Raw genomic sequence first — 25,443 nt, 5'->3', positions numbered from 1 at the left:
GGAGCTCGCATCGCTTCCGCCGGAAACAGGAATAAGGGGTAATGGCGTGTCCAATACAGCGGTAGAATTAGCAGATCTCGGGATTGAAGCAGCTTTGGTTCGGAAGAACTGGAATGAAGCGCGCCTCTATCAACAGGCAGTGCTGAATGAAGATGCCCAGATTGCCAAAGGTGGGGCTCTGGTTGTGAAAACTGGTCAGCACACTGGGCGCAGCGCCAAGGACAAGTTCACCGTTCGTGATGAGACAACTGAGAACTCCGTCTGGTGGGACAATAATGCCTCCATCACGCCGGCACAGTTTGATGCGCTGTGGGAGGACTTCCGCGATCACCTGAAGGGCAAAGACCTGTACATGCAGGAGCTGTTTGGCGGGGCCGACCTCGACCACCGCGCGCCGGTGCGTGTAGTCACTGAGTATGCCTGGCACAGCTTGTTCATTCGCCACCTTCTGCGCATTCCGACTGCAGCGGAGTATGAGGCGTTCCAGCACGAGTTTACCATTATCAACGCGCCAAGCTTCCGCGCTGATCCGGCCAAGCATGGCACGGTTTCCGAGACCGTGATTGCAGTGAACTTTGCCAGGAAGATCGTTCTGATTGGCGGCACCAGCTATGCCGGGGAGACCAAGAAATCTGTCTTTACTATTCTGAACTACATCCTGCCGACCAAGGGCGTGATGCCGATGCACTGTTCGGTCAACGATGGCGGCAATGATGATGCGGCCATCTTCTTTGGCCTGTCCGGGACCGGGAAGACCACGCTTTCAGCGGATGCCAGCCGCACGCTGATTGGCGATGATGAGCATGGCTGGTCAGAGAATGGCCTGTTTAACTTCGAAGGCGGCTGTTACGCCAAGATGATCAATCTCTCGCAAGAGAATGAGCCGGAAATCTATGCCACCACCAAGATGTGGGGCACGGTTCTGGAAAATGTCGTCATGGATGACGAAACCCGTGAGCTGGATTTCTATGACAACACGCTCGCTGAGAATTCGCGCGGCGCTTACCCGATTTCAGCGATTGAGAATGCTTCTCTTGAGGGCCGCTGCGGTCAACCAAAGAACCTGATCATGCTGACGGCGGATGCGTTTGGTGTATTGCCACCGATTGCCAAGCTGACCCCGGCACAGGCCATGTACCACTTCCTGTCTGGCTATACCGCAAAGGTTGCCGGTACAGAGAAAGGTGTGACAGAGCCAACGGCGACCTTCTCTACCTGTTTTGGTGGACCGTTCATGCCGCGTCACCCGAGTGAGTATGGCAAGCTTCTGGGCCAGTTGATTGACCAGTACAATGTGGATTGCTGGTTGGTCTCTACAGGCTGGACAGGTGGTCCATACGGCACCGGACAGCGTATGCCGATCAAGGCAACGCGCGCCCTGCTAAACGCGGCGCTCGATGGCTCTCTGAATAATGTCGAATTCCGCAAGGACGAGACGTTTGGCTTTATGGTTCCGGTCTCAGTGCCAGGTGTCGATAATGCTGTGCTCGACCCACGCGGCACATGGGCGGACAAGGCTGCCTATGATGCCCAAGCCGAGAAGCTGGCAGGCATGTTCGTCGACAATTTCAAAGTCTATGAAGCCCATGTCGAGGACATCGTGAAAGCCGCGGCTCCGCGCGTGAAGGTCATCGCTTAAGGCGGTATGCCTTCACAAAGCCTTTTATGGACCGACAGAGTCTCGGGCGGAGTTTGAACTGCGAAACTCGCTGGGCGTCAGACCTATTTCATTTTTGAAAACCCGCAATCCGGGGCGATCATCAGAACGGAAGTGTCGCCTGAGCGTGGCACAGCCCGCGCGTTGAAGGTTCAAAATTCGAGCACGCCTGCTATGCGCGCGCTGACCCTATGGCTCGCTTCGCCGAGGCGGCTTGCAAAATGGGATAACTTCAGATCAGGCTTCAGGTAGAGTTTGTCTTGTTTCGGCCGATGCCAAATCAACCAGGCACGAAAGCTATACTTTCATGATGCAATCAGTCTTCGATATTCCGTTGGCGACATACCCGCAATAGCTCTGAACTCCTTGTTGAAGCTGGATTTGGTTTGGAAGCCGGATTCAAACATAATGTCTGTGATCGGCATATCCTGATGCTGTGCCAGGAGGTTCTTGGCGCGGTCAATGCGCCGCCGGTTCATTTGTTTCGAGTAACTCTCCCCGAAGGTTTCGTTGATTGCCTCTGATAACTGACGGGCGGGCGCACCTATCCTGCGGGCCATGGTGCTGAGTGATGGTGTCGGTTCATTAAAGAAGTCGGCCGTCGCCAAGCAGGCTTCGAATCGTTCGATAATGGCATGATAAACCTCTCGTCGCTCTGGGTCCGCACCTGAGTATTTGGCGCGTGTTCCATAGGTATAGATCCACTCGAAATAGAACTTTCTCTGAAGTGCGAGCCACATAACAAGGCATGCCGAAAGTAGCTTGGAGATAATCGCTAATAAAAGGCCAAGGGATTGGTCAGCGGATGAGCCGGCTTTGATCTCCAAAAGGATGATCAAGTCTGCCGCGAAGGATACTGCCAAATAAGCAATACAGGCGATGAGCCAAGCATATGGCGCCACAGCACGATGGCCGAGATGGTTAAACTGGCCTACGCCTTTTTGTGCGATTAAAATCAGGGCAATACAATAAGCAAGAATGCTCACAAGCACGATGATATCGACATAGTGAATCAAAGTGTGCGTCGTCATCTGCCCAAACACAATTGTTGCGGGCAGAGCGTGCAGAAGGTCACCCTTATGAAAAGGTCGATTGAGCTCTCGTACACTTTGAAAGAAGAGATACAAGAGCGGCCCGATCAGTAAGGGTAGCAGCGGCAATAGGGTCACTGCAAAGCGCGGGTGATCAAAGATCACAATCAAATGCAGTAAGAGTGCGTGCACCCCGAGCAACAGGAATACCGCGCCCAATAGCAAGGCAGGTGTTTTACTCGCAGCAGAAGTGCGAAACATGTGAACCGCGAACAAGCAGCAGAGGATGCTCAGAGCGGCCCCGAAGTTGAGAATTGCATTCAACATGATACGCCCACTAGCCGATTTTTATCCCTATTAAACGCAGAAAAGCGACCACAATCGCGTTTTCGGTCTCGCTGCGAACTCCGCTGGCATTGGCTACGCCTCTACACAAACCAGAACGCAAACCGATTGAGAGGTACATGTATGCATAACCAAAAGATCAAGGCCGCACTGATTGCTGCAGCAGTTTGTTTGGGTGCTTGTGATGCGGGCATAGGGAAAAGTGCCTTGTCGGGTGTCGAAAGCACCCAAACTTCGCTTCAGACATTGGTCTCTGAAAGGGTTGCCGCCGCCGAATTCTCCGGGGTCATCTTGGTGGCCGACCAGAACGAGATCATTTTTGAGGAGGCCTACAATTCGTCCTCTCTTGAAGACGCGTTCAGTGTCGATACGAATAGCCAGTTTGCCATCGCCTCAATAACAAAGAGCTTCACAGCGATATTGGTTCTCCAACTTGTAGAAAAGGGTTCGCTCAGTCTGGATGATCCGTTGAGCGCGTACCTGCCAAGCTTTCACGCCAGCTATGCTGATCACGTTACGCTTCGGCACCTTTTGCAAAACCGTTCGGGTCTCCCGCACTATACTGAGATACCAGGTTGGTTCGATCCCGAATTCAAGAAAACCCTAATGCCTGAAGCGATGCTTAGCGCGATTGCGTCCATGTCGCCCCGGTTCGAGCCAGGGAGCGATTATCTTTATTCGAATGCGAATTCCTACTTGCTGGGGCTTGTCATTGAAGCGACCACGGGCGCGTCCTACGACACCGTTTTATCAGAGCAGATTCTTGGACCCTCAGGTCTCAAACAGACAGGGCAAATCTATGATGATGACGTTGTGGCAGTGCTTGTTAGGAACGCGCTCCGCGGCGAGGATGGCACCTACACGCATGTTCCCGTGGTCAATCCACAAGTGTTTCGCGCGACAGCATCGATGTCGACCACAGCGCGAGATCTGTTCCGCTGGCATAAGGCCTTGCAGACCGACATACTGCTCAGTTCAGAAAGCAAGGCTATTATGTTCGACCCGATAATGCCCATGGCCTGGACTGTTGGTGCTGTCCCACTGAATTCCGGAGAAACGCTGTCACTCCAAACCTATAATGGCGAGATGATCGGCTATACGAGTATGATCACGCGCTTCCCGGACCATAGGGGCACCGTGATTATCTTGAACAACAATGATGCTGGGTATGATCTGCTTGCCAACCTTACGCTCGAGATTGCAGCAGAACTCTATGGCCCATGACTTGGGTGACCTGTCAGGTCAATCCGTATTGTCTCCACCATCGTTTGGAGTCGAAATGGCTTGCGCAAAGTGATTCTTAGGATACTCTCATATTCAGGAGTGCTGAATGCTTGGTCTTATGCCAGATTCTCAAATCTTTGGCCGGTCGTCTGCGGACTTCCAGCTGAGCGAGTGGTTTGACGAGTAGCGCCTGTCCTGTTTTGGAGGATGGGCAGGATCGCATGATCGGCTGAACGCCATAAAGACAGCATACCGCGTCAGGGATCATCCTGCCCGAAGGCATAGCCAAGGCTATGCGCGCTTATTCGGGAAACACAATTACTATGTCATACTCAAAGAACGACCTTCGCGGCGTCCTTGCCCTGCTTGTTGGGGGTGCTCTCCTTGTTCCATCTGCTCTCGCGCAGGAGGCTGAGCCTTCTACTGATGAACCGATCTCTGTTGCCGCTCAGAATGAAGAGAGTCCACAAGTCCTTGATCGGGTGGTCACTACAGGGACGCGGATAAAAGGCCTCGCCGAGGATGGCGCTGTGCAGGCTTTCTCCATCGACCGCGGTGATATTGTCGAAACCGGTGCCGGGTCTCTGATCGAGGTGCTCAAGGATCTCCCTGTGACAGGTGGGGGCCGCGGTACGTTTTCTACCTCTACAGCCGGCGCGCTGTCAGGGGATACGCCTCCCGGTGCCGCGTCTGTTTCGTTACGTGGCTTGGGAGCCAGCTCAACCCTGACCCTGATCAATGGGCGCCGGGCCAGCATTACAGCGTTTGCCCAGGGACAAGAGAACTTCATCGATGTGAACGCCATACCGCTCGCGGCGATTGAGCGGGTAGATGTGCTGCCAAACGGAGCGTCTGCGATTTACGGCGCGGATGCCGTCGCCGGGGTCGTCAACTATATCCTGCGCGACGATTTCAATGGCTTTGAAGTGCAGGGCAGCTATGGCAACTCAACGGCGGAAACCGATGAAGGCAAACTGAACCTCAATGCGGTTTGGGGGCGCTCCGATGATCGCCAATCCATCTTGCTCGTTGCAGACTATTACAAGCGCAATGCGCTGTTTGATCGGGATCGCGACTTCACGGCCAATTCGGTACGGCCCAGCCAGCAGGGCTTCTTCCCAAGCTTCAATGATCTGTTCCTCATGTTCAATGATCAGACCGAAGAGCCACAGGATGGCGGATGCGCGGCGGATGATTTCTTCGATGATGGCGCTTTTGGCGACTTCTGCCAAGTGAATACAAATGCCTTCGTTGCGACCGATGATGAGTTGGAATCGATCGGTATCATGGGCGCTTACAAATTGCGGGTTACAGATGATCTGACCTGGTTCAATGATCTGCTCTGGTCGACCAATGAGAGCAATGGCACGTCTTCGCCTGCCAATTTCTCACGTGCACCGGTTAATCCAGAAAACCCTTTCTTCCCTCAGAGTCTGATCGATGACATCGTCGAAGAGGCCAATATCGATAATCCGGGGACAATTTATGATGACTTCTTCGGCTTCCCGATCTTTGCTTGGGGCAAGATCCCTGAACCGCGTGCGGTTACGGTCGAGAGTGAAACCCTGCGCCTGACCAGTGGCCTGACCTATGAGGCTGATAATGGTTGGACCTATGAAGCCGCCCTTGTCTATGGTCAGAATGAGTCGACCCAGCGTGGTCTTTCCGGGCTTTACCGGACCGCTGAGTTTGAAGATGCGTTACTTGGCAATTTGTGTAGCGATGGCAGTCGGGTAGACGCGCTTGCTGGGGACCGATGCGAGGATACCGGGCTGGTGACCCTTTGGTACAACCCATTCGGGGGACAGACACAGCAAGACCAGGCTGTTCTCGATGCCATTGTCACCCAGGCCGAACGCAATGGTGAATCCTCTCTGTTGCAGTTTGATGTGTCTGCCAGTGGTGATGTCTTCATGTTCAATGGTCGTCAGGTTAAAGGCGCGTTTGGAGCGGAGGTGCGTCGTGAAGAGCTAACCGACACCCCGTCTGGTGATGCGGTGGCGACGACGGATAATCCCGATCCGATTGTCGGCTTCTCCTCAACCTCAGCGGATGCGGATCGCACCCAATGGGCCGCCTTCGGTGAGCTATACATTCCGTTGAGTGATAATTTCGACATTCAGTTGGCCGGGCGGTTTGACGATGACAGCGATTTCGGCAGCGACTTTAATCCGAAGATCGCCTTTCGTTATGCGCCTGCCGATCAACTGGTTCTCCGCGGCAATTGGAGCACATCCTTCCGGGCCCCATCCCTCGCCCAAACAGGGGCAGGTGTTCGATTGACCAGTTTCAGGGTGGATTGTGAGATCACACCTGAAGCCTGTGATGGTGACTCGACGGCGGATGGTGAATCCTTGCTTTCAGAAGAGATTGGGAATCCGGACCTGAAGGCTGAAGAGGCGGAAAGCTGGAGCCTCGGCTTTGTGTTTGAGCCAAGCCGCAACTTTAACCTTTCCGTCGATTACTGGAACATCCGACACGAAGACCTGGTCGGCATTGACGAGGATGACTTTATTCGCCGGGCGCTTGCCGGTGAGTTCACCGTTATCGACATTGCAGATGGCACGCTTGAGACAGGCACACCAGGCCTTGAAGTTGATCGCGGGTTCGTTACGGACGCACACATTCCGCTGACCAATCTTGGATTTCAGGAAACCAGCGGGCTTGATGTCAGCGCCACCCAGTACTTCGATTTGGGTACGCGTGGCGAGTTGGCTATCCTTGCCGATGCTGCCTATCTCTTCGAGTTCGAGCGTCAGGCCTCCGCAGATGCAGAGATTATCGATGAGGCGGGTGAGTTCACATATCCTGAGTTGACTGCCAGCGCGCGCCTGCGCTGGACGACTGGCCCGTGGCGCGCTTCTCTGCGCGGGCGGTATGTCTCAAGCTATAAGGATGACCCCAGCCCACGCGTGCTTGCGGCAGCGATCACCAATGGACTTGTTTCGGCAGGCTATGAGGACGTGGACGATTGGCTGACATTTGATGCTTCTGTCTCCTACGATTATGGCGAGAACAGCTTCATCCAGCTCTCCATCGACAATCTGTTTGATGAGGATCCGCCTCTGGCCTTGGGCACAGGCGCGAATGTTGACCATTTCAACCATAGCAGTCTTGGCCGCTTCATCACTCTGCGCGTAGGGCACGCTTTTTAGGCTAATCCCTACCAAAACCACCATCACCTCTTCCGGTTGGCAGGCTTCGGCCTATCCTCATGTCGACCGGAAGCCGATGGTCGGTTGCCTCTTAATCTTTGCAGGGAGGGTGCGGTGACGCCTGAAGCAGAACAATCCTCAAAATCATCGGGTGCCTTCAAGGCTCCTGATACCTTTGTTATTCTTTTTGTCGTTGCGCTGTTGGCATGGTTGGCCACATGGCTTGTCCCTGCCGGGCGCTTTGTTGGCGAGGCTGGCACGTTCGACCTATCCAGTTTTGAACTAGTTGGGCGACAACCAGCCTTGCTGTTGGGCACCGGTGAAGATGTTGGTTTCCTCAACTTCTTGTTTGAGGGATTGATTGCAGGGGACCGATATTCAGCAACGGTCGGTTTGATGGCCTTCCTCCTTATTGTTGGCGGGGCGTTCGGGATCATTATGCGGACAGGGGCCATGGAGGCGGCCTTGAAAGGTCTGGTTGATAATCCGGGTGCGCGAGGCGATTTTCTGGCGCCATTGCTGTTTGTCCTCTTCTCTTTAGGTGGCGCCATCTTCGGGATGGGCGAGGAGGCCATTGTCTTTGTCATGATCCTTGCTCCGGCGTTTGCCCGCGCAGGCTATGACAGTCTCACCGTGCTTCTGGTCACTTACGTCGCCACCCAGATCGGCTTTGCTACATCATGGATGAACCCGTTTTCGGTCGTTGTGGCGCAGGGGATTGCCGGGCTTGATGTGATGTCGGGTGCAGGTTTGCGCGTGACGATGTGGGGTGTGTTCACAACTGTCGGTGCGGTCTTTGCCTATCGCTATGCTGTCCGAATTCGACATGCGCCAGAGACATCACTGACCTATAAGGCGGACCAATGGTTGCGGGATATGAAAGCCCCTGACGGTGAGGATAGTCGTTTCAATCTTGGTCATGCACTGATCCTGTTCATCATCCTTGGGGGGATTGCCTGGGTGGCCTGGGGCGTCGGGGTTCACCAGTATTACTTCCCTGAAATTGCCGCTCAATTCTTTGCAATCGGTATTGCTGCAGCGATTGTTGCGCGTCTTTTCCGGTTGAATGGTATGGACCTTAACGCCTGCGGTGAGGCGTTTCGCGATGGCGCCGTGCAACTTGCCCCTGCGGCCATCATTATCGGCTTTGCCAAAGGTATTGTGGTTTTGCTGGGCGGCGATGATGCGAGTGAGCCCAGTGTTCTGAATACGGCGCTCTACGGTATGGCGCATCTTACTGAAGGCCTGCCCGGACATATCGCGGCGGTCGGCATGTATGTCCTGCAAAGCATTATCAACCTCTTCGTCGTGTCGGGCTCGGGGCAGGCAGCCCTGACCATGCCGCTTATGGCGCCACTATCGGACTTGATTGGGGTTGAGCGTCAAACAGCCGTCCTCGCTTTCCAATTGGGAGATGGTCTGATGAACCTGATCGTTCCATCCTCAGCGGCTCTGATGGGATGCCTCGCGGCGGCCCGGGTGGGCTGGGGCACATGGGTGCAATTCCTTTGGAAGGGGCTCGCACTCGCCATGGCCACGGCCATCGTTTTCATCCTGATCGCAGTGAGTATCGGCTATGCCTAATAGAGTTGTCACCCTGAAATCCGCTTTAATTGCTGGCCTGTGCGCCACTCTCCCCGCTTGGGCGCAACACGCCCCGGCTTCGCAGAAAACGCCAGGACCGCTGGTGATTGCTGGCGGTGCCTTGAAGGCGGAGACGGCGGATGTCTGGCAAGGCTTCATCAATATGGCTCGGCCTGAAGGAGCCTTTGTGATTGTCCCTTCTGCCTCCGGCAGCCCTGTGGAGTCCGCACATGCCGCGCGTGATACTCTGTTGAGCTATGGCGTTGAGGGGCAACGCATCAAGGTCGCCAGGCTTGCCAAAATGGATGATCCCTCAACCAAGGGCGAAGATGAGGCCCTTTGGGCGAGAAATAGCGATGACCCTGAAACTGTGTCCTTGCTGGGGTCCGCGGCGGCAATTTGGTTCACCGGAGGGGATCAGGCGCGGACAACAGACATCCTACTGAAAGATGATGAAGAGACAGACGCTCTGAAGGCCATACGGGCGGCCTCAGCTCATGGCGCACCGGTTGGCGGCACGAGTGCTGGAGCAGCGATCATGAGCGTTTCCATGCTGCTGCAGGGGGACAGCCTCACAGGCTTGACGGGATCGGTTGAAGGGGAACCCGTGAAAATGGGTAGTGGCCTTGGCTTCTTTGAGTATGGCTTGGTTGATCAGCATTTCGGGGAACGGGCGCGTCTGGGTCGTCTGGTCAAGGCGCTGAGCCTTGAGCAGGATGCGTCAAAGCGGATTGGCTTCGGGGTCGATGAAAACACCGCCTTGCTTGTTTCGCACGATGGGTTGGCGCGTGTGGGCGGTGCTGGCTACATCACAATTGTCGATGCCCGGCAGGCGACATTTACGCCCATCAGCGACAACCGCCTTAAGGTGACGGGACTCACCCTGCATCTTATGGCGGCTGGCGATACCTTGAACCTCGAAACATTGGCGTTGCGACCGGCCGATTGGAAAGAGGCAACGGTTGGGAATGAGTATGTTCGTAACCCGCTGCCTGGCGGCGGTGGTATGGCACTACAAGGACAAATGTTGGCCGATGTGATCGGTGAAGGTCTTGTCGACAATGAAACGGCTGAAACGGTTGACCGGATCAGCTTTGATGGTGGCGGGCTTGGGTTTGCTTATGCGTTTACGCAATTGCCACAGTCAGCAGGCTTCTGGGGGCGTGGTCCGGACGGGGAAGGCCGCTACACCATCGCCAATGTGCGCTTCGATATCATCCCGATAAATCTGACTATGGAGACCGTCCAATGACAACACGCCCTGATTATGCACTTGCCCTCCATGGTGGTGCAGGCCCAAAACCGGGGCGGGACTATAGCGAAGTCGAGCGACACCTTAGCGATTTAATCTGTGAAGGCGAAGCGATGTTGAAGGCGGGGCATAGCGCCGTCGACACGGTTGAACACATGGTTCGGGAATTGGAGGTGAGTGGCCTTTATGTTGCCGGGCGTGGTTCGGCGCAAAATGCTGCTGGGTTTGTTGAGACAGACGCAGCCATCATGGATGGTGCTGCAATGAAAGCGGGGTCAATCGCGGCGGTCCGAAATCTTGTGAATCCAATTTCTGGTGCACGTGCTGTTATGGATAAAACCCCCCACATCATGATTGCGGGTGAGGGAGCAGATCGGTTTTGTGCAGAGCGGGGTCTGGAAACCGTAAAAGATCCGGCAAATTGGTATCGGCTCCCGGTTGGGGTTGAAGAGGTTGAGACAAAGACTGATGAGCTTGCTCATGGCACTGTTGGCGCCGTTGCGATGGATAAGAGCGGCCGCTTGGCTGCTGCCACATCAACAGGTGGCTTGTTCGGCAAGCGCGCAGGTCGCGTTGGCGATACACCGATTATTGGGGCCGGAACCTGGGCAGACAGCGGCGTCGCCGTGTCCTGTACGGGGCTTGGGGAATACTTCATGCTCGCCAACGCGGCTTACGACATTGCGGCGCAGATGAAGTATGCGAAGTGTCCTTTAGGGGCGGCGGCTTCAAACACCCTGAATGCGATTGCGCAGTATGGCGGGGATGGTGGCCTGATTGCCATTGATGCAGAGGGTACGATTGTGGCGCCGTATAACTCACACGGCATGAAGTGCGCTTCTGTAAAAGCGGGAGAGCCAGCCAAAGTGAGTGTTTTCTCGCCGAACTAACAATACCCTACAGGTTGAACGCACGCTTGCTCGAGGCCTTATCCGCACCATCCGGGATTCTGCGCCATTGCGAGTAAGGCATCAACATCAAGAGCAGCTTCGACGTCTTCGGCAAGCGCATCAAGGGCGTGTTCTACGGCATGGTTATATGCAAGATCCATCTGGGCAGATGCTCCGGCACGGGAGAGCCAGGCTTGGCGGAACATATCATTTGCAAATATTCCATGCAGATAAGTGCCTTCGATCAAACCGTTGGTACTACGGGCCCCCTCAGGGTGATGGTTTAGGATCACCATAGGATTAGCCGTATCTGGACCGATCGTCTCACCTAAATGGATTTCATAGCCCGTGACGGGCTGCTCCGTTAGTGCGCAAAGACCAGAGGTTTGTGTGATGTGCTTGTCAGTGGTCATGATGGTGTGGACATCCAGTAGGCCCAGGCCTTCAGCGGAGCCTGAAAGTCCATCCGTGCCATGTGGGTCCCAGACTTGTGTGCCTAGCATTTGGTATCCGCCGCAAATACCTAAAACGCGTCCGCCCGTGCGGGCATGAGCCAGTATGTCATGATCCCAGCCCTGTGCGCGCAAGAAGGCGAGGTCGCCAAGTGTCGATTTGGTGCCAAACAAAATGATCACATCGCTGTCACGGGGGATCGGTTGGCCGGGCGGAACCCACTGGAACGACACACCCGGTTCAAGCTTTAGCGGGTCGGCGTCATCAAAATTGGCCATGCGTGACAACATGGGCGCGGCAATCTTAAGCGTGTCTTTTGCTGCTGTTTGCTTCCGATCAAGGATCACAGCATCCTCAGCGGGGAGAGTCGCCGTTGCTGTGAGCCACGGGATCACGCCGAAACAGGGCCAGCCTGTGCGAGACTCTATCGCGGTTATACCATCATCGAACAGGCTTGGGTCGCCGCGAAACTTGTTGACTATGAAGCCACGGATCATGGCAGCGTCGCCCCGGTCAAGGACGGCTTTCGTGCCCACAAGACTTGCGATCACGCCGCCTTTCTCAATGTCACCAATCAGGCAGACCGGTACACCGGCATGGCGAGCAAAACCCATATTTGCAATATCGCGGGCACGTAGATTGATTTCTGCGGGGCTGCCTGCGCCTTCGACAATGACGAGGTCATGTTGGCTCGTGAGGCGCTGAAAGCTATCCATAACGGCGTCCATTAGGCGATCGCGCCCGGCCATATAATCCGCAGCTTCCATTTGATCGATGGCGTGTCCGTGAACAATGACTTGCGCGCTGGTATCACTTTGTGGCTTCAGCAGGACCGGGTTCATATCGACATGTGGTTCAAGCCCGGCAGCGAGCGCTTGCAAGGCTTGGGCGCGGCCAATCTCGCCACCGCCAACGCAGGCAGCGGCATTGTTGGACATGTTCTGCGGTTTGAATGGCGCAACGGATAATCCTCGCCGTTTTGCAATACGGCAGAGCGCGGCGGTAAGCACTGATTTGCCAACGTCCGAGCCTGTGCCCTGCAACATAAGGGCTTTGGCAGTCACAGCGCACCGTCCATGAGGACACGTCCATTCTCGATCACGGCTTTCACGCCGTAGACGTCTTCCAAGCGCGATGTCGTGAGAGTTTCTTCTGGTGGGCCATCAGCGAGAATACGACCGTCTTTCATCCAGACCAGACGCGAGGCATAACGCGCGGCTAACTGAATATCATGCAAGACGACCAGAGCGCCGCCGCCATCGCTCACGAAGCGCTGGATAAGGTCCATGATCCGGAATTGATGGCGTGGATCGAGGGCTGCAATTGGCTCATCAGCGATCAGGAGCGGGGCTTGGGCGGCAAAGGCCCGAGCGCAATGGACGCGGGCCAGTTCTCCACCAGAAAGGGTGTCAGCGCGGCGGTTTGCCAGATGGGTGATGTCACAGGCCCCCATTGCTGCGGCGACCGCTGTTGCATCGGCGGGGCTCAGTCGCCCAAGACTGGCACCGTGACTGAAACGTCCAAGAGAGACAATATCCTCAACGCGGTTCGGCCAGGCTAGCGGGCGACTTTGGGGCAGGTAGGCAACCTTGCGCGCGCGCTCGGCTGGGCTTAGCGCTCTTGCATCCTGCCCGGATATTGTGACTGTTCCCGTGCTCGCTTTTTCTAGGTTTAATGCGGCTCGGATCAGGCTGGTCTTACCGGCCCCGTTTGGCCCGAGCAGCGCAACGAGCTCACCGGAAGCCACGCTCAGGCTAGCTTTCTTGACGAGCGCTTTGCCCGTCACATCCACATTGAGGTCTTTGATGACAAGATCAGTCATGGACGCCTCGCTTCTGCATGGCGATCCAGATGAAGGCTGGGGCACCAATCAGGGCGGCTACGACGCCGAGTTTCAACTCATTGGTTGTCGGCATCAGGCGGACGCCGATATCTGCAAGGACAAGAATAAGGCCAGCCAACAGGGCTGAAGGGATGAGTGAGCGGGCAGGGTCATGCCCGACAAAGGGTCGGATGATATGTGGCGCGACAATACCAACAAAGCCAATGGCCCCTGCCAAAGCAACAGACGCCCCAGTGGCCAGTCCAGCGCCCAGAACGACCAGAATACGCTGATGACGCAGGTTCAGGCCAATCCCGCTTGCAGCCTCCTCACCCAAAGTCAGCGCCGACAATCCTCGCCGGGAAGCTAGCAAGATGAGTGTTCCGGCCAGCATAAACGGGGCAGCAAAGCCAATTTCATCAAAGCTGCGATTAGCGACAGAACCCAGCATCCAGTTGATCATGTCCGAGAGCGAAAACGGGTTCGGCGCGAGATTCATCAACAGACTCATCAGAGCCCCTGCAAAACTGGACAGGCCAACCCCAATCAGGATGAGCGTAACGACAGAATGGGTTCGGATCGCGGCAAGCGCCAGAACCCCGGTTGCGACAAGGGCGCCGGAAATGGCGGCAAGCGGGAGTATCCACGGGTTCAGCGCAACCAGACCATAATAGATTGAAAATGTTGCCAGCAGGGAGGCGCTTGCCGAGACGCCGAGGACGCCGGGCTCAGCCAGCGGGTTGCGCAATAGACCCTGCAGCGCTGCGCCACTCAGGCCCAGCATTGCCCCGACCAGAAAGGCAGCCAATGCGCGGGGGAGGCGGATCGACCAGACAACGAGCTTGTCCCCGACTTCGCCGCCGCCAAAGAGGGCTGTGAGAACGCGATCAATGCCGAGTGAAGTTGAGCCAAGGAGGCAGGCGGCAAAGATGGCGAGTAGGCTTGCCATAAAAAGGATTGGTGTGAGCCAGATATTGGTTTTCATGGCTCTGTCCCTGCCGCAAGTGCTTCAACAGCATCCATCAGAAACCATCCACCACAGGCTGTCCACGCGCCCTCAAGCGGGATAACGGCTTGATTTGACAATTGCCGACGTGCGATCGGGTGCCGCGAGGCGCTCCATGCGTCGGGAGAGCGGGCTGCGCTTTCGAAGAAGGCCGCCGCGATGATGTCGGGTTGTTCATAGGCGAGGCGCTCAAGTGGCAGAGAATGCCAGCCGGCCTCTTCTTGAAAGTTTGTGAGCCCTGCAGCCTGCAACATTTCATGGATCAGAGAGCCAGGCCCGCTCGTGACCCCCGCGAGCGTCATGTAAAGGGCCGATCGTTTGTCCCGTCTGGCTTGAACCGTATTGAGACGGGTCTGGAACTCTGCGATCAGCGCGTTTCCGCGCTCGGCCTGTCCGAGCCCTTCAGCCATTTGAGCGATGACGGCTGGGATAGAGCCTTGCCCTTCCGGGTTGAGGTTAGAGGACCAACCGACCTGAAGCATGGGGATGCCAGCGCCTTCAAAAAACGCCATAGCATTCGGACCACCGCCATAGGATCGCACAACCAGATCAGGCTTCAGCACCAGAACATCTTCGGCGATAGAGCGAACCGTCGGTACGCCCTTAGCCACCTCACGCATGTAAGAGAATGATTTCACGCCATCGGGAGAAATGGCCAGAATTTGCTCGCGATCAGCAAGTTTCAGAACATACTGATCCGCGCAATAGTCGAGGCTGACGATCCGCATCGGTCGTTCGGGCATGGTAACGTCTGGGGACGTTATGGCCCCACATGCCATCAGGCTCAAACTCAGAAGCAGAACAACCAGCCTCGACATGATCGCCTAGTACCGCAATCTCAGGCCAATATAGCCAGAGAGGTCTGGTGTACCGTAGCCTAGAATTTGCTGGTAATCCTCATCAAACAGGTTCTCAATCCGGGCGAAGAGCTCAACGCGTTCGCTGACATCATAGCTGCCAGCAAGGTCAACACGGGTCCAACTGTCGAGCGTGGTGTTATTCGTGTTACGCTCTTCACCATTGTAACGGACCAAGGCGCTACCCGAGAATGGTCCTTCAGGATCAAAGGCAAACGTTATATCGCCACTATGTTCTGGAATACGGAAAAGCTCGTCCCCATCGCCATCTTCGGCATTGATGTTGGCATAATTGGCTGTGACGGTCAGCCAATCTGTGAACTGATAACCGCCATAGACTTCAAAGCCCTGTGATTCCACCTCGGCGATGTTGAAGTAAGTGCCGGCATCAAAGTCGATCTGGTTTTCTAGGTCCTGATCAAAGAAGGTAATCCCGGCTTCTGCATGCCCATCTGTGGAACGCCAATCAAGGCCAATTTCAAAGGCTTCTGAAGTTTCGGGCTGCAAATCCGCATTTGGTGCCGTTGCGCCACAGCAGAAAAAAGTGGTCTGGAAAATGGTTGGGGCTTTGAAGCCCTGTCCCCATGTCGCCCGCAGGGTAATCTGTTTATTGGGGTTGTAGGCGGCAGCGATGCGGCCTGTTGTTTCGCTGCCAAACGCGTCATGGTCATCCACACGAAGGCCGCCTGTCAGGGTCAATGCTTGCACAGGCTTGAATTCGTAGACGGCAAATAGACCGTCGATTGAGGCATCCAGCCTATTAGATGTCGACTCATCGCGCTCTGCCCCAAAAGCCAATGTATTCTGATCATTGATATCCAGCGTGCCTTGATAGCGGAAAATAACCCGTTCCCCTTCGGCTTCCGATGTTTGAGCGCCCGCAAAAAAGTTTTGCCGCGTAATCTCAGAATAGCCAATCAAGAGAAGATTATCCAAACGTCCGTTAAACAGGGGCGCGGTCAGAGAGACATTGGCAGAGAGCTCTTCGGTTTGATTGGAGACGTCACCATCAGCAACACCGCCTTGTCCAGTTGCGGAAAACGAGTCGAAATCGTTCTCGGCATCTGACCAGAGAATATCGGCCGATAGCCTTACATCCTGCCCGAGATTCAGCCCACCTTTGGCAGATAGGGTCAGAGCCTCATAAGGGTCCTCTTCGGTATTGCCATTGTCTTCATCAGCTTTGGAAATGCCATCTGAAGATGTGCCGACTATGGCGAGACGAAAGTCACCCATATCATTGGCATTGCCAATAGACGCACCACCGCGGAATGTGTTGAAGGAGCCATACTCGCCAAAGGCACTACCGCCCAGGCCCTCTTCAGGACGTTTGGTGATAATTGAAACGACCCCCCCAATTGCGTCTGTCCCCCAAAGGGTAGATTGTGGACCTTTCAGGATCTCGATCCGCTCAATATTCTCGGTATCAAGGCGAGCGAAATCAAAACCTCCCGCTGGTGAAGTTGGATCATTCACTTGAACACCATCAATGAGGACGAGGGTTTGCGCGGTGGCTGCGCCGCGTATACGGACACTTGCAACACCGCCGAAAGCTCCGTTGGAATTGATTGTGACACCAGGGGCTGCAGCGATCGCATCCAGAGCAAAGTCATAGCCAAGCCGGTCAATATCATCAGCCGTAATAATGGTGACACTTGAGCCGATCTCGGTGGCTGTCTGGTTCAAGCGCGAGCCTTCTATGATCACGGTGTCCAGTGTAGTTTGATTTGTATCCTCGTCCTGCGCGAGGGCAGGAGCAGAGATTGAAATTGCGGCAGCACTCAACAGTGCAGCTTTGTAAAACATGGGGTTACCCCTCAGCGCCTTGCCGCCCGTTGGTAGAGGCGCACTGATAACGACATCTGGCCCCATGGCGGTGCATGCGGGCGGCCAGGCCTTTTCCAGTGTCGTTTCAAAGGAGAGGCAATCTGCCTTCCCGCCCGCTGAGAACTCTTCCCGGTCTCCGGACGAACGACGCGATGGCAGGTCTCCTGGCTCACCGATCAGCGTCTTAGGCCGCCTTCCCAGAGCAAGCTGCTCCAGTGGCTTGAGTGGCCATCAACTCCCGGTTGACAGTTGCGGGTACAGCACCGGATTTACACCGGCTTCCCTCTTAGCCTCCTGTTATAGAGGCACCATCTGGCGGCGTTATGCTGCGCATGCGAAAAACTGTCAATCAGTCTTCGCGTCAAACAGTTTGTTCCGGCAGGCTCCTCGCGTTGTGTTACTCGGCGCTTTGTTCTGCCTTATCCTGCGCCTGCCCGGGTAGCCGATCAAAGTCGCGCTTCCATTGAATGGAGAATTTCGGACCTAGTTCCGGGTCAATCTCGGCATCGACCGCAACATTCTCCAAAGGCGTCCATTCTAGCGCTACAGCTGGAGCCCCTGAACTTCCGGATTCGACTTCGAGATAGATATCCTCAGCAAGGTATTTTCCGGTTGAGAGGGTTGCCGCCCCCTCATCGTTAAGGCCAAAGTTCAGGCGATCCAGCCCCGTCGCGGCTTGCAGTTGCCCTGTGAGGTCCAGACCATTTCCACCGGCGAGCTGTGCCGCGCCCCCAGCAAGTTGGGCCGCTTCCAGAGGGCTTAGCTCGCTTGGGGAGCGTCCAAACAGAACACGTGCGAGGATTTCATCGTCCGGCATAGGTGGGTCGGCGCCAAGTGAGATTTCAGGGTCCGTCAGATCGCCGCTCAGAGAGATTGAGGTCGTCATTCCATCCTCAGTGCGGTCTGCTTGAATCAGCAATTGTGTGTCAGCCGGGTCTCCGACAAATCGCACAAGGCCTTCTGAGAAACGGAACTGACGATTAAGCAGGTTCGCTTCACCGCGGATCATTGTGGCGCGCCCAACCAGTTGGGGGTCACCAAGAGGTCCGGTGACTTTTACATCCAGCCCCCACTCGGATTCAATTCCTGGCCTGGTCACAAAGATCCCACGATTGGCTGAAACACCCAGATCAAGGGATACAGCTTCTCGTCTGACAGGTTCGCCGTTCTGGCCATTTAAGTCGTCCTCAAAAACCACATCAAGGGTCGTATACCCTCCGTTTTGGAGCTGCGATAAATCAATCCGGGCTCTGTCGATATCAAACTGACCTTCAATATGCGTGCGTCGTGCGCGGCGCTTGACAAAAGCACTGCCTGAGACCGTTGCAGAGATGTCAGAGCGCCGTAAGGGAGATAGTTGGCTCGCTTTTAGGGTTACGGAGCCGCTGCCGTCAAAGCTATACAAGCCGGAAGCTTCGAGCGTGCCATTCCGAGCCCCATTGGCAAAGGCGTTTTGAACTTCGATGCCCTGATGGCTCAGGAATGCGTCGATTCCAATATTTTGGAGGTGCAGGCCTGTCAGGCCGTCTTCAAAGGTGCCCTCTTTAAGCGCTATGGGGCCAGCGAAACGTAAGTTCTCGCCAGCGCCATTGCTGACACGCATATCAAGATTGCCTTCGAGTCTCAGCTCCGGTGGGGCCGCAAGTGCCCAAAGTGATGAAACAGGGCCGCCGCCGCTTATGCTGATCGGTATCAGGGCGTCTTCTGCAAGACGCATTGATGGCAGCGTGCCCGCCGTTTGCAGGTCAGTCGTTAAGCGGGCGATCAAGTCTAATGTGCGATCTGTATTTCTGCTGTGCAATTCGGCTGTAAGTTGGTTGTCTGTGATCTGTGCTGACAAGTCGATATCTATGGTTGGCGACTCAGATGTGCCGTGGGCAAGGTTTGCTATTGTGGCTGCGACCTGGCCGTTCACAGTCTGATCGGTCAGGATGATCTCCGCGCTTCCATCCAGCCTGCCAAACAGAGCAGGCCGCCGGATGAAGTATCCAAGCTTTACCATTGAGACATCACTGATTGAAAGATGAGAGCGCTCTTGCCCGGAAACATTCAAGGAGAAGTCAGCCAGTCCATCGAAAGCCGAGAGCTGACCCTGGGCTGTCAATCCGTCTGCTAGCGCGATTTCTATCGGGCGAGACAGGTTCAGAACCTCTTCGGCAAGCATCAACGAGCCCTCAATCCTCGCGAGGCGAGTTTCCGCGTTCAATTGTAAGTCGTGATGCCCCGAAATAGCATGCTCCTGATCCAGCAGGGTCGCCTGACCTTCATACTGGAGCGATGCCTCAAACTGTGGCCAGACACCGTTCATGTCCAGATGGGCACGTTCAAGCTCCAGTGCTCCATGCCGCGCGCTCTGAATTGAGAGGTCGGTTTTCAGAGCTTGGTTCGCGTAAAGAAGCTGCCCGTCTATTTTCCCAACGAAGGGTGAGGTTCCTGTTATCAACAAGGTCAGGTCAGACAGGTTTGGGTCGGATGGGTTTAGACTGCCTTGGCCTGAGGCCTCGAAGTCAGTCCAAGCGGCATTGAAAGTTGTGACCTCGACCAGTGCCTTTGCGTAGCGCCCTTCAGCGGTAATCTGTAACGGTGCTTGGGCGTAATCGGCGTCTGCCTCCAGCGAAAATGTCGGTGTTTTGGCTAAGGATAAACCCGCATTCAAGCTGAGCGCGTGGAGTGTTTCGCCTGAGAGACTTATTTCGGGAGTGTTGGCGGTGATCTCTATCTGTGGTGCTGCAACGGGACCGGAAATTTCGAAGGCGCTGCTAATCTGTCCGGTTTCAAGAGTTTCGACTTGCAGGGGTGCGGATGTGAGCTGACCACTGAGTATGATGTTTCCGTGCCGCAAGAGCCCTCTTGCTCTTCCGCTTATTCGGTCGCTCTTGAGGTTTAGCGACTTAACGATGAGCGCTTCCTGCTCATGCGCAAGGCTAAGGCCCAGCTGCGCTTTTTCACCAACAAGCTCACGTATGGTTTGCGGCTGACTAGCCAGTTCAATTAGAGCATTTACATCGAGCTGCGCAGTTGAGAGCGCATTACCGCCAACTGACCATGTTGCATTCACGGGGCCGATCGGAAGGCCATCGGACACACTCAACTCCCCTGACAAACTGACAGGGCCAGCCATTGAAAGCTCACCTTTTGCTGAGACCCCTAAAGCGGCATTGCGCAGCTCAAGATGGGATATGTCGGCTTCATGCTTGTGCAGGTTGAAGGCCGCCTCCAGATGGGCGCTCAAAGGGCCTTTGAGGACAAATTGTGTGCTGTCAGGCAAGCCGTCGAGTGCGCGGGTGGACACCTGTGTGGCAAGCGTAATTGTGTGACGGTTGAAAGCATGTGTGCCAACGCTTGAGAGATCAAAAGCGGCATATTCCTGATATCGCAATTCAGGAGCGGTGAGGGTCCCTGTGAAGGCCTGTTGTGTCTCTGAGTGTTCAAGGCGCCCATTTGCATGCAGATCAGGCAGAACGAGAGTGGGGGTCCCAGTCAGGCGCGCGGCATCAATGTCTGAGAGCGAGAGGGTGAAGTTTTCCAGACTATAATTGTTTTTGCTGGTGTTGAGATCGCCCGCGACACGCATGTTGACAGTATCGGCTGAAACGCTCGCTGAAAGGTTACGCTCTCTGTTGAGGGCGCCTTCAAAGCTCAGACGCGGACCTAGGCGCGCTGCCAGAGGCTCCAAAAGCCCAAGCGCCTCAAACGAAACATAACCCTTAGCGGTATAGGTGCCGTCTTGGCGGCGACTTGTAAGGTCAAGTGCAGTCTGGTTGCCTACGGACCCGGCGACGATCAACTGCCAATCTGACACCGCCCCGCTGGCTTCGATAGTTAGCAACAGATTTTGCCCTGCGGGGGTCTGCAAGAGGGATGCAGCCAGTCCCGAAGCGGGGGCTGACAACCTGACGAAACCCTGTAGAGGCTTGGCCTTACCCCAAATGAGCTTAATATTCGCGGTGTCGCCATAATCACCCAAAGGCATCAGGTCGAATGTCAAATGCCCTGACTCGCGGCGCGTATCCATTGCCGCAGATAATGCATAAGCTTGCGGGAAGCCTGTAAGCGTTTCTGATACTTCAATCTCATCAAGCGAGAGGCTTTGCACCGTATAGCGGTTCAGGAAACTGTTTCCTGATGATGTTGAGGGTGCGGATGGGGCAAGGTGTGGTCGACGCGCGACGGTCAGTTGAGAGATGCCAATGTCCTTGGCCTGAAAATGTCCTGACAACAGGGAAAGGGGCGTCCATGAGAGTTCTATATCGGTCGCCTTGGTCCATACGCCATCATGATCACGTATGCTCAGGTGCTGAATCGACATGCGGCCAAGAATATCCCCTTTCAGTCCGGTTACATCGATGGTTTGTCCCCGAATGGACATTGCCTCCAAGCGCGATTCAACCAAGCCGCGCCCAATCGGTGTTGCCGCCAGAATTCGGAGCAGGACGATGAGCGCGAGGACGCTCAGGAAAACGCCAAAGGCGATGCGCCGGAATGTCCGCGCGGAAGGCAGAGAGACTTGCATCAGAAGGCCTGACCAATGCTGATATAGACTTGCACAGTGTCGTCGCCGGGCCGCGGGTCGATTGGGGTCGCCAGGTCCAGGCGTATTGGGCCAACAAGCGTGTCATATCTGACCCCAAGTCCCGCCGAATACCTTATGTCTTCAAAATCCAGGCCTTGATCCGCGCTGACGCTTGCGCCGTCAAGAAAAGCGACGAAGCCGAGCGGTTCATCTCTGCGCCAGCGCAACTCACCAGAAACCTCGAGCAACCCTCGCCCGCCTGTGGGTGTTCCGTTTGCATCCTCTGGGCCAACAGATTGATATTCAAAGCCGCGGGCGCTGCCGCCGCCGCCAGCAAAGAACCGTCTGCTAACTGGCAAGTCGGGAAGGCTTGCGCCAAAGACAAAACCGCTGCGAATTCGGGCGGCGGCAACAAGGCGTTTGGCCTGATCAAGGGATTGATATGCGCTCACCTGCCCATTCAATGAGAAGAATTGCGTCTGTCGGTCGCCAAGCACCAAGCCAGGCTCGCCTCGCGCATCGACTCGCCATCCGCTTGTCGCATCAAGCGGGTCATCAGCGTAATCCAACCGAACACCTACAGAAGTGCTCAGAATCTGTTGGTCTCGCTGCTCGAAAGCGTCTTCTTCCCGTGTGAACTCGCTCCCGGCTTCAAAAGCATAGGTCAAATGCCGTGATGAACGGATTTCCAGAGCCCCGGTAAGGGTGATGGCGTCTCGATCGAATGCGTCTGTTTCTTCCCGGCCAATATCGGCGGACAAGACGAGTGTGCGATCAAACGCCGTCACGTTAGGAATACGCCAATCGATATTGAAGGCGCGTTCCAGAGTAGCAAGTGTCAGGGCTGCCGTCAGCGTGTCTCCACGCTGTGTTGTATTGCGACTAATCAGGCCCGCTGTCAGGCCGGGGCCTTCGCTGGTTGAAAAGCTTGCTCCGGTGGTCAGGGTATAGCGCTCTGTTTCTTCCAGCTGCAGGATAACATCACGCACCTCATCGCCTTCTGGCGTTGTGTCGGTGGCTGTCTCAGACAATTGAACGCTCGCCAGGCGATACAGTCTGGTCGCGTTCAGGCGCCGGGACAGGGTTGCCATCTTTTGCGGCGTGTAAAGTTCACCCTGCTCGAAAGGGATCAGGCGATCGAGATATTCATGCCGGGTACGACTTGTCTTGGGGTAGATGACCTTTCCAAAACGAATGCGTGGGCCTGAATTGATCCTGTAGCTGAGATCCAGGGTTCCGGCTTCACGATCACCGATCACGGAGCGTTCCAAAGGTTTGGCGTCTGCATAGCCAGCCGTCTTCAGAGCAACTACCAAACCTGTTTCTTCGGCCAGGACAGCGCTTGGTAGAACAACATCTCCTGGTGTGAGCGTCCTTACCGCGCTCAGGGCAGCTTTTGCTTCATCAGAAAGGGCCATTTCGCCGGTATCGACAGTAATTGCCGCAAAAGTATATTGCGGCCCGGGTTCTATTCTTAGCTGGATCTGAGGCGGCTCACTCGTATCGACCCTATAGTCTATTTCCGGGGAGAAGTATCCGCGGGAGTTCAAATAATTCTTGGCACGCTCGGCTGTCCTTATGGCATGACGTCGGGCTTCAAAAACAGTTTCAAAGTCCGCATCTTCGGCCAGCTCTGAGCGTAACTCTGATTGCAGCTCTTCAGACGCCGTTTCGCTGACAATACGTAGCGGATCGGCCTGCGCAGGCAAAGCACATATGCAGGCAGCGGCGGCCAAAAGAGAAAACTGTCTGATCATGATCTGTATCTGTCCGAGCTGGTTCGCATTCATACTGCAAGGCCCGGTCCAATATAGGTGAACTGCTTATGCCGATTTAATTCCTTGGTCGTGTCATATCTATCCGTTTGATGTCAGCTCGTAGGCACAAGCCTTCGAGCAGGATGCGTGTTATGACTTCCAGCTTACTAAACAAACAAAAAAGAGGGGGAACAGGAGTCCGTTTGTCTGGAAAATAGACATTACTGGCTAGGATAGGACCTGTTATCATAAGTGAATACGGCTGCATTGATAAGACAGTCCAGCCAACGCAGATTAGATTGAGGTCCAAGCGTACCGTAAGGGTCCACGGAAATGATACCCATGGTTTCTCGTTGACTTGCATCGCTTTCGGGATGTACTGGAAGCATCACATCGGACGCTGAGCGCGGCGGGTTATCATGTAACCAGCAACCGCGGCGATCAGCCTCGGATGAGCTTTTGAGGCTGTTTTATAGGAGCCTTAGAAGTGAAAACGATCATTGAGCCATTCCGTATCAAGTCAATTGAGCCTATTCGAATGACGACCAAAGAAGAACGCAAGGCGCTTCTTCGAAAGGCTAAGCATAACCTCTTTAAGTTACATGCCGAGGATGTGATCATTGACCTGCTGACTGATTCGGGCACCTCTGCGATGAGTGCGGCCCAATGGGGTGCCATCATGCAAGGAGACGAATCCTATGCAGGGGCAGCGTCTTTTTTCCGCTTTGAGGCGGCCGTGAAGGATTTGATGGACTTCAAACATATCATCCCCACTCATCAGGGACGCGCCGCAGAGCACTTGCTCTTCTCACTGATAGCCAAACCAGGGCATGTCATTCCCTCAAATACGCACTTTGACACCACACGTGGCAACATCGAAGCTGCAGGGGCAGAGGCACTGGATTTACTTATTGCGGAAGGCCGTGACCCCGCACTGGATCACCCTTTTAAGGGTAATCTTGATCTTGTTGCTCTTGAGGATTTGCTGGAGACGCGATGTGAAGATGTGCCTGCTGTGATGATTACGATCACAAATAATGCGGGTGGTGGTCAGCCAGTCAGTCTTGAGAATATTCGAGATGCGTCAAAGCTGGCGCGCAAGTATGGCAAACCATTCTTTATTGATGGGTGTCGCTTCGCCGAGAATGCCTGGTTTATCAAGCTTCGCGAAGAAGGGCAGAAGGACAGGTCAATCAAAGACATTGTAAGAGACACATTCGCGCTCGCGGATGGCATGACAATGAGTGCCAAGAAAGATGCTTTTGCCAATATCGGTGGCTGGTTAGCATTGAATAATGATGCCTTGGCCGATGAAGCGCGTACGCGTCTCATCCAGACTGAAGGTTTTCCAACATATGGTGGGCTTGCCGGACGAGACCTTGACGCAATCGCACAGGGTTTGTCGGAGATTGTTGATGAGGACTACCTTCGTTATCGTGTGCGGACCAATGCCTACATTGCGGAGCGGTTGGATGATCTGGGCATACCGGTGGTAAAGCCTGCAGGCGGCCATGCTGTGTTTATTAATGCGCGCAGTTTTCTATCGCATATCCCGCCACTGCAATACCCAGGACAAACTCTGGTCTGTGCGCTCTATGAAGAGGGGGGAATTCGCAGCTGTGAGATTGGTACGGTTATGTTTGGGCGCAAACCTGATGGTTCGGAAGCGCCGGCAATGATGGATCTGGTCCGGCTGGCAATGCCGCGTCGCGTCTACACACAAAGCCACGCTGACTATGTTGTGGAAGTCTGTGCCGCTGTTTCTGAGAAAAGAGGCGATTTGAAGGGTATGCGCATCACTCGGGAGGCCCCAATGATGCGTCACTTCACAGCAGACTTTGAACCTTTACCATAGCGGGAAAGCGTCCTTTGGATGATTGCACCCACAGGTTATTTGATCTTCGTAGCTATAGTAACAAGCACTTGATTGTGTGCCCAGAAATTCTTGACTTTAGGCGCTGATTTACTGCCAAACTCTGCCTGCCTTATGAGGTTTTCACCATCCAAATATGCTTTGAGTCTTTCAGCATCTTCTTGGGGCAACAGGAGTGTTGCTGGAGCAGAGAATGT

At 54.9% G+C, this 25,443-nt stretch carries 15 protein-coding genes and 1 riboswitch; of the genes, 7 read left to right on the top strand and 8 right to left on the bottom strand.

Annotated elements, in window-relative coordinates:
• Nucleotides 1-31 precede the first annotated feature (31 nt).
• Nucleotides 32-1,639, top strand: coding sequence for a phosphoenolpyruvate carboxykinase (locus RYZ27_RS13005; protein WP_406681786.1), 1,608 nt, complete (start codon nucleotides 32-34; stop codon nucleotides 1,637-1,639).
• 323 nt (nucleotides 1,640-1,962) lie between these two features.
• On the opposite strand, the gene RYZ27_RS13000 is transcribed toward RYZ27_RS13005, so the two are convergent.
• Complete coding sequence (locus RYZ27_RS13000; RefSeq protein ID WP_406679950.1) at nucleotides 1,963-3,015, bottom strand: helix-turn-helix domain-containing protein; 1,053 nt, start codon at nucleotides 3,013-3,015, stop codon at nucleotides 1,963-1,965.
• Between the two features lie 141 nt (nucleotides 3,016-3,156).
• Here RYZ27_RS13000 and RYZ27_RS12995 point away from each other — a divergent pair, with 141 nt between their 5' ends.
• From RYZ27_RS12995 to RYZ27_RS12975, 5 genes are all read left to right on the top strand, one after another.
• A complete protein-coding gene (locus tag RYZ27_RS12995) occupies nucleotides 3,157-4,257 on the top strand; it encodes a serine hydrolase domain-containing protein (protein ID WP_406679949.1) in 1,101 nt (366 codons plus the stop codon).
• A gap of 323 nt (nucleotides 4,258-4,580) precedes the next feature.
• The gene (locus tag RYZ27_RS12990; RefSeq protein ID WP_406679948.1) at nucleotides 4,581-7,412 is read left to right on the top strand and encodes a TonB-dependent receptor plug domain-containing protein; all 2,832 of its coding nucleotides are present in this window, start codon (nucleotides 4,581-4,583) and stop codon (nucleotides 7,410-7,412) included.
• 114 nt (nucleotides 7,413-7,526) lie between these two features.
• The gene (yfcC, locus tag RYZ27_RS12985; protein WP_406679947.1) at nucleotides 7,527-8,996 is read left to right on the top strand and encodes a putative basic amino acid antiporter YfcC; all 1,470 of its coding nucleotides are present in this window, start codon (nucleotides 7,527-7,529) and stop codon (nucleotides 8,994-8,996) included.
• On the top strand, nucleotides 8,989-10,248 hold the full coding sequence (locus RYZ27_RS12980; protein ID WP_406679946.1) for a cyanophycinase: 1,260 nt from the start codon (nucleotides 8,989-8,991) through the stop codon (nucleotides 10,246-10,248). The genes yfcC and RYZ27_RS12980 overlap by 8 nt, the downstream gene beginning before the upstream one ends.
• Entirely contained in the window at nucleotides 10,245-11,138 is an 894-nt protein-coding gene (locus RYZ27_RS12975; RefSeq protein ID WP_406679945.1) for an isoaspartyl peptidase/L-asparaginase family protein, read from the top strand. The genes RYZ27_RS12980 and RYZ27_RS12975 overlap by 4 nt, the downstream gene beginning before the upstream one ends.
• Before the next feature lie 38 nt (nucleotides 11,139-11,176).
• Here RYZ27_RS12975 and RYZ27_RS12970 read toward each other — a convergent pair whose 3' ends face one another.
• From RYZ27_RS12970 to RYZ27_RS12940, 7 genes are all read right to left on the bottom strand, one after another.
• Nucleotides 11,177-12,655: a cobyric acid synthase gene (locus tag RYZ27_RS12970; protein WP_406679944.1), complete on the bottom strand. Its 1,479-nt coding sequence runs from the start codon at nucleotides 12,653-12,655 to the stop codon at nucleotides 11,177-11,179.
• A complete protein-coding gene (locus RYZ27_RS12965; protein WP_406679942.1) occupies nucleotides 12,652-13,413 on the bottom strand; it encodes an ABC transporter ATP-binding protein in 762 nt (253 codons plus the stop codon). Before RYZ27_RS12965 ends, RYZ27_RS12970 begins: the two co-directional genes overlap by 4 nt.
• On the bottom strand, nucleotides 13,406-14,398 hold the full coding sequence (locus RYZ27_RS12960) for a FecCD family ABC transporter permease (RefSeq protein WP_406679940.1): 993 nt from the start codon (nucleotides 14,396-14,398) through the stop codon (nucleotides 13,406-13,408). The genes RYZ27_RS12965 and RYZ27_RS12960 overlap by 8 nt, the downstream gene beginning before the upstream one ends.
• The gene (locus RYZ27_RS12955) at nucleotides 14,395-15,162 is read right to left on the bottom strand and encodes an ABC transporter substrate-binding protein (RefSeq protein ID WP_406679939.1); all 768 of its coding nucleotides are present in this window, start codon (nucleotides 15,160-15,162) and stop codon (nucleotides 14,395-14,397) included. The genes RYZ27_RS12960 and RYZ27_RS12955 overlap by 4 nt, the downstream gene beginning before the upstream one ends.
• Before the next feature lie 81 nt (nucleotides 15,163-15,243).
• A complete protein-coding gene (locus RYZ27_RS12950; protein WP_406679938.1) occupies nucleotides 15,244-17,082 on the bottom strand; it encodes a TonB-dependent receptor plug domain-containing protein in 1,839 nt (612 codons plus the stop codon).
• A 157-nt stretch (nucleotides 17,083-17,239) separates the two neighbouring features.
• Nucleotides 17,240-17,431, bottom strand: a riboswitch (cobalamin riboswitch).
• A gap of 69 nt (nucleotides 17,432-17,500) precedes the next feature.
• Nucleotides 17,501-21,616 (bottom strand): translocation/assembly module TamB domain-containing protein, encoded by a 4,116-nt coding sequence (locus tag RYZ27_RS12945; protein ID WP_406679937.1) that lies wholly within the window; start codon nucleotides 21,614-21,616, stop codon nucleotides 17,501-17,503.
• The gene (locus RYZ27_RS12940; RefSeq protein WP_406679936.1) at nucleotides 21,616-23,373 is read right to left on the bottom strand and encodes an autotransporter assembly complex protein TamA; all 1,758 of its coding nucleotides are present in this window, start codon (nucleotides 23,371-23,373) and stop codon (nucleotides 21,616-21,618) included. The genes RYZ27_RS12945 and RYZ27_RS12940 overlap by 1 nt, the downstream gene beginning before the upstream one ends.
• Nucleotides 23,374-23,860: 487 nt before the next feature.
• On the opposite strand from RYZ27_RS12940, the gene RYZ27_RS12935 reads away from it, so the two are divergent.
• On the top strand, nucleotides 23,861-25,228 hold the full coding sequence (locus tag RYZ27_RS12935) for a tryptophanase (RefSeq protein ID WP_406679935.1): 1,368 nt from the start codon (nucleotides 23,861-23,863) through the stop codon (nucleotides 25,226-25,228).
• Nucleotides 25,229-25,443: the final 215 nt, after the last annotated feature.

It is taken from the genome of Hyphomonas sp. FCG-A18 (assembly GCF_045287255.1).
Lineage (GTDB): Bacteria > Pseudomonadota > Alphaproteobacteria > Caulobacterales > Hyphomonadaceae > Henriciella.
The sequence above is the reverse complement of the archived record's forward strand: the minus strand, read 5'-3'. Positions and strand labels throughout refer to the sequence as shown.

What these genes read in the sequence shown, in the direction of transcription:
- RYZ27_RS12995 (WP_406679949.1), top strand. Translation starts at nt 3,157, where the DNA reads ATGCATAACCAAAAGATCAAGGCCGCACTGATTGCTGCAGCAGTTTGT.
- RYZ27_RS12960 (WP_406679940.1), bottom strand. Translation starts at nt 14,398, where the DNA reads ATGAAAACCAATATCTGGCTCACACCAATCCTTTTTATGGCAAGCCTA.
- RYZ27_RS12975 (WP_406679945.1), top strand. Translation starts at nt 10,245, where the DNA reads ATGACAACACGCCCTGATTATGCACTTGCCCTCCATGGTGGTGCAGGC.
- RYZ27_RS12945 (WP_406679937.1), bottom strand. Translation starts at nt 21,616, where the DNA reads ATGCAAGTCTCTCTGCCTTCCGCGCGGACATTCCGGCGCATCGCCTTT.
- RYZ27_RS12965 (WP_406679942.1), bottom strand. Translation starts at nt 13,413, where the DNA reads ATGACTGATCTTGTCATCAAAGACCTCAATGTGGATGTGACGGGCAAA.
- RYZ27_RS12940 (WP_406679936.1), bottom strand. Translation starts at nt 23,373, where the DNA reads ATGATCAGACAGTTTTCTCTTTTGGCCGCCGCTGCCTGCATATGTGCT.
- RYZ27_RS13000 (WP_406679950.1), bottom strand. Translation starts at nt 3,015, where the DNA reads ATGTTGAATGCAATTCTCAACTTCGGGGCCGCTCTGAGCATCCTCTGC.
- RYZ27_RS12950 (WP_406679938.1), bottom strand. Translation starts at nt 17,082, where the DNA reads ATGTTTTACAAAGCTGCACTGTTGAGTGCTGCCGCAATTTCAATCTCT.
- RYZ27_RS12980 (WP_406679946.1), top strand. Translation starts at nt 8,989, where the DNA reads ATGCCTAATAGAGTTGTCACCCTGAAATCCGCTTTAATTGCTGGCCTG.
- RYZ27_RS12990 (WP_406679948.1), top strand. Translation starts at nt 4,581, where the DNA reads ATGTCATACTCAAAGAACGACCTTCGCGGCGTCCTTGCCCTGCTTGTT.
- RYZ27_RS12955 (WP_406679939.1), bottom strand. Translation starts at nt 15,162, where the DNA reads ATGCCCGAACGACCGATGCGGATCGTCAGCCTCGACTATTGCGCGGAT.